General features: G+C 62.3%; 5 protein-coding genes. All 5 read right to left on the reverse strand.

The annotated features are described in order from the left end of the window. On the reverse strand, positions 1–861 hold an 861-nt coding region (locus ENZ75_RS22020; protein WP_164887919.1), incomplete at its 3' end, for an ATP-binding cassette domain-containing protein. Positions 862–940: 79 nt separating this feature from the next. After that, positions 941–2,068 carry a sugar ABC transporter substrate-binding protein gene (locus ENZ75_RS22025; RefSeq protein WP_013530863.1) on the reverse strand — a complete coding sequence of 376 codons (1,128 nt, stop codon included), beginning with the start codon at positions 2,066–2,068 and terminating at the stop codon, positions 941–943. A 302-nt stretch (positions 2,069–2,370) separates the two neighbouring features. Next, positions 2,371–3,399 (reverse strand): LacI family DNA-binding transcriptional regulator, encoded by a 1,029-nt coding sequence (locus ENZ75_RS22030; protein WP_024501536.1) that lies wholly within the window; start codon positions 3,397–3,399, stop codon positions 2,371–2,373. A 99-nt stretch (positions 3,400–3,498) separates the two neighbouring features. Further along, entirely contained in the window at positions 3,499–3,828 is a 330-nt protein-coding gene (locus tag ENZ75_RS22035; RefSeq protein ID WP_063168517.1) for a hypothetical protein, read from the reverse strand. A 21-nt stretch (positions 3,829–3,849) separates the two neighbouring features. Next, the coding region (locus ENZ75_RS22040) for an MFS transporter (protein WP_164887920.1) at positions 3,850–4,579 on the reverse strand (730 nt) is incomplete at its 5' end.

A 4,579-nucleotide genomic window follows, 5' to 3' on the forward strand; every position in this document is an offset into this window, starting at 1 on the left:
CACCTCACCTGCCCTGACGGTCAGCGAGATGTCGTGCAGCCGGTCGGCCCATGAGAGCTTGCGGGCCTCGAGCCTGGGGGCCGCGGCGGCAGGCACGGCCGTCGGCTTGGGCGGAAAGATATGGCTGTATTCGCGGCCGATCATCAGTTCGACCACCTCATTGTCACTCTTCGAGCCGGCTGGATAGCTGGCGACATTGCGGCCGTTGCGGAACACCGTGCACTGGTCCGCCAGTTCGGCGATCTCGTTCATGCGGTGCGAGATGTAAAGCAGCGCCAGCCCTTCCGCGCGCAGCCGCTTCAGCACCGCGAAGATCTTCGAGACATCCGCGGCAGTCAGCGCGGAGGTCGCCTCGTCGAGGATGAGGATGCGCGGCTTGCGTGCCAATGCCTTGGCGATCTCGACCATCTGCCGGCGCGACAATGGCAGGTCCTTGACCAGCGCCAGCGGGTGGATGTCGGCGGCGCCGGCACGAGCAAGTGCTTCTTCGGCGATGCGGCGTTGCGCCTTGCGGTCGATCATGCCGAAGCGTTTGGGCGGGTCGGAAATGACTATGTTGTCGGCAACGCTTAGCTCGGGGACCAGCGACAGTTCCTGGAAGATGCAGACGATGCCGGCCTTATTGGCGGCACCCGGAGAGGCGAAGGTCGCCTCGCGCCCATCCAGAGTCATGCGCCCCTCATCGGGCGCCACGACACCTGCCATGACCTTGATCAGCGTCGATTTGCCGGCGCCGTTTTCACCGAGAATGGCGTGAATGCTGCCGGCTTCGACAACAAGCTCGGCCTTCTCCAGCGCGCGTACACCGCCATAGCGCTTGGATATGCCTTCCATACGAAAGAGCGGAGCCGCACCGTCCATCGGCCCTCCCAGGGCGATTGTGGAATTGAGACAAACGCCGCGGCTCAAGCCGCGGCGCCAGGTGACAGCCAGCGATGATTTACTGGTTTTCCTTGGTCTGACCCATGATTTCCTGGGCGCTGAAATTGATGCCGCAGGTCGGGAAGGAATTGCCGACGAAGAAATTGTCGGATTCCTTGGGGAAGTAATCCGTGCCTTCCTTCATGTTCGGGTCTTCGGCGATCGCCAGCGGCAGCTTCACCTCTTGTGGCACGACTTCGCCTTCGAGTGCGGCGATCGCGGTCTTGATGGCGACGGCGACCTGAGCCGGGCCCGAGCCCGCGGACGAGCACTTCAGCCCGTCGGCTGAATGCGCGGCGCAGAACTTGCGGAAGCCGTTCTCGGTCTCGCCGCCAAACGGCACGAACGGATGCTTGGCGTCGATCATCGCCTGCACGATGCCCGTGTCGCCGCCCTGCCCGGTGATGCCGTCGAACGGACCGTTGGTGGCGATCGCATCCGCGGTCACCTTCTGTGCCACGCCGTCATCCCATTTGCCGGCGACTTCGGTCACGTCCCACTTCTTGCCGGACGCATCGAACACCTCGTGGATGCCGTTGTGACGATCGGTGTCGACGGAGGTGCCGGCGACGCCGCGCACTTCCAGGATCTTGCCGCCGTTCGGTATCTTGCCGACCAGCCACTTGGCCCACAATTCGCCAAGACCCTTCTGATCGACATTGACGTTGATGGCGTCCTTGGTATCGAGAATGTTGTCGAAGGCGACCAGCACGATGCCCGCTTCCTTGGCACGCTTGATGACCGGACCGAAGGCCGTCGGGTTCTGGGCGTCGGTGACGATGGCGTCATAGCCGGAATCGATGAAATTGTTGATCGCCGAGATCTGTGCCGGCACGTCCTCGCCCGTCGAGACGACCTTGAATTCCTTGATCTTGGCTTTGACTTCAGGTTGCGCGGCGTAGGCCTTGGCCGTCTGCACCATCTGGATGCGCCAGGTGTTGGCGATATAGCCATTGGCGAAGGCGATGCGGAACGGCCCTTCCTTCTTGGGATATTTGAAGAATTTGGTCTCTGCGCTCCACGGCGCGAAACAGTCCGCCTGAGCGGCGGGACCCGACACGATTTCGGGTCCGGCGGCCATGGCGGCCGAATTGAGCATGACGAATGCAGTGGCGGCAACGACGCCACCAACGAGTGACTTGATCATCGATAATCCTCCCGATTGCAGTTCTGATTGTTCGTTTCGCAATGCGAATTTTTCGCGCGATGGACCGGCACCTCCCGCCTTGCCATGCGCTTCCTCGGCCGCCCGTGATGGCCGACCCGGTACCTCCCTTGTCGCCGCCAGCGGGGCGAAAACTATCATATTATCCATAATAAACAAGTATTAGTTGTCGCTTATGTATAATAAACAGGTGCGACCTATCGTTCATGCAACTGCCTGTAGGAGATGGTAGCGCTACCAAATCGGCGTGTAAACCGGCATTCGCACAGTCGCTTCTGTGCGTTTCAACGCGCCGTGCTCTCGCGGCGCTTGAGCTCGAAACCGAGATCTACGATCCGTTGCTCCGGTCTTTTGCCGGCGATCGCAGCAAGCGCCATGGCGACGGCACGCCGGCCGATCTCATAACGATGGGTGCGGATGCTGGTGACCGAAGGAAACGCCACCTGCATCATGTCGAGATCGTTGAAACCGACGATGCCGATCGTCTTCGGCACCGCGATCGAGGCGCGATGGCATTCGAACAAGACGCCGAGCGCGATGTCGTCATTGTTGCAGAACACCCCGTCGAGTGTCGGCACCTTGGCCAGCGCGTCGCGGAACATCTCGCGGCCGAGCGACACGCTGGACAGCACCGGCGTGGTGGTGACGAGGCGCGGGTCGAACAGGCCCGCGGCCTCCATCGCCGCGCGATAGCCGGCAAGGCGCCGCTGCGAACGCGGATCCATGCGCGCGCCGATGAAGCCGATGCGGCGATAGCCGGCCTCGATCAGATGCTCGGTCGCCGCCCTCCCGCCATCGAGATGCGAGAAGCCGACCATCATGTCGACCGGATCGGGACCGGTTTCCATCACCTGCACCACAGGGCAGCCGGCACTTTCCAGCAGCTTTCGCGAAGCCGGCGTCTGATCGATGCCGGCGACGATCAGCGCCGCTGGCCGTTGCGAACCGAACAGCTGCAGCAGCCGCTCTTCCTCGAGGCCGGAATAGTGGGTGTTGCCAAGCTGGATGCGGAACGGGCTGGCCGACAGGCTGTCATAGATGCCGCGCACCACCTCGGCGAAGACGTTGTTGGTAAGCGACGGCACCAGCACGCCGAACACCTCGGCGCGCGCCGAGGCCAGCGCCCGGGCATTCGGGTCCGGCACGTAGCCCAGTTCGTCGACAGCGGCCTGGATCTGGCGGCGCAACTCTTCGGAGACACGCTCCGGCTCACGCAGGGCGCGCGACACGGTGATGGCGCCGACACCGGCCTTGCGCGCGACATCCGCGATGGTCGGGCGGCCGCCGCCCCGGCGCGTGCGCGGCTTGGTCAAAATCGAGTCCTCGCAAGATACAGATCGGAAGCCATCGCGCCCGCAGCCGTCATATGTTGGTCAAAGTGGGATATTTATCCGCGCGCTTCCTTCTCGACGCTAGGTCAATGTCCGCTCCCCAAAGAGAAAAATCAGCAGAGAAAGAAGACCAAACGAGACTAAAAATCCGGCCCATGCTCCAAACAGGAGCTTGCGAAGCGATCGGAATTCGTCAGCAACAAGAAATCTGTTGAAACGGCTATTCCTGCGGCCGGCTCGCTCGCTCCAACCAAGTGATCTTTCCTCAGTAGTGTCTACAAGCGCCCCGGTTCTGCCGAGCACCAGGATAATCGAATAGAAAATTGCGGCGGCGCCTGCGAGGCATCCCGCGGCGCAGGCCCACACCGCTATTGTTAGAAGAATGGGCTTACCGTGAAGATCGAGATGCATTTTGTGCGCCCGGAATAAGGCTTAAGCTGCAACCGTCAATGATCGCCGCGACCGCCACAATAACAGAACGATCGCCAGTATATTCAAAATATTCCAGGCAATGCCGTTCAGGAACGCAGCCGCATAAGAGCCGGTCAAATCGTAGATCCAGCCCGACATCCAGCCGCCGATCGCCATGCCGAAGATGGTCGCCATCATGACGATGCCGATACGCTGGCCGGCCTCTCTGGCCGGCATATAATCGCGCACGATGATCGCGTAGCAAGGCACGATGCCGCCCTGCGACAAGCCGAACACCAGTGACACCACATAGAGCGAGGCAAGCCCGTCGAACGGGATGTAGAACAGCAGCGACAGGCACTGCAGGACCGAGCCGATCATCAATGTCCACACGGCGCCGATACGGTCGGCGAGGAAGCCGGACGCCAGCCGGCTGACGACGCCGCCCGCCATCATGATCGACAGCATGTCGGCGCCATGTGCGACGCCGTAGCCAAGGTCCATGCAATAGGCGACGATATGCACTTGCGGCATCGACATCGCCACGCAGCAGCCGAGCCCGGCGACGACCAGCAGCACCTGCAAGGCCGCCGGCGACAGCGAGATCGGCTGCACCGACCGGCTTCCGGGCGAACCCGCGACGGCCGCCGCCGGGGCACCGCGCCGCAGCATCAGCACCAGCGGCACCATTGTCACCAGGCAGAAGATGCCGATTGCCGCATAGGTGAAGCGCCAGCCCTCCGCCTTCATC

The sequence above is a fragment of the Mesorhizobium sp. M7A.F.Ca.CA.002.04.1.1 genome (assembly GCF_004022805.1).
Taxonomy (GTDB): domain Bacteria; phylum Pseudomonadota; class Alphaproteobacteria; order Rhizobiales; family Rhizobiaceae; genus Mesorhizobium; species Mesorhizobium ciceri.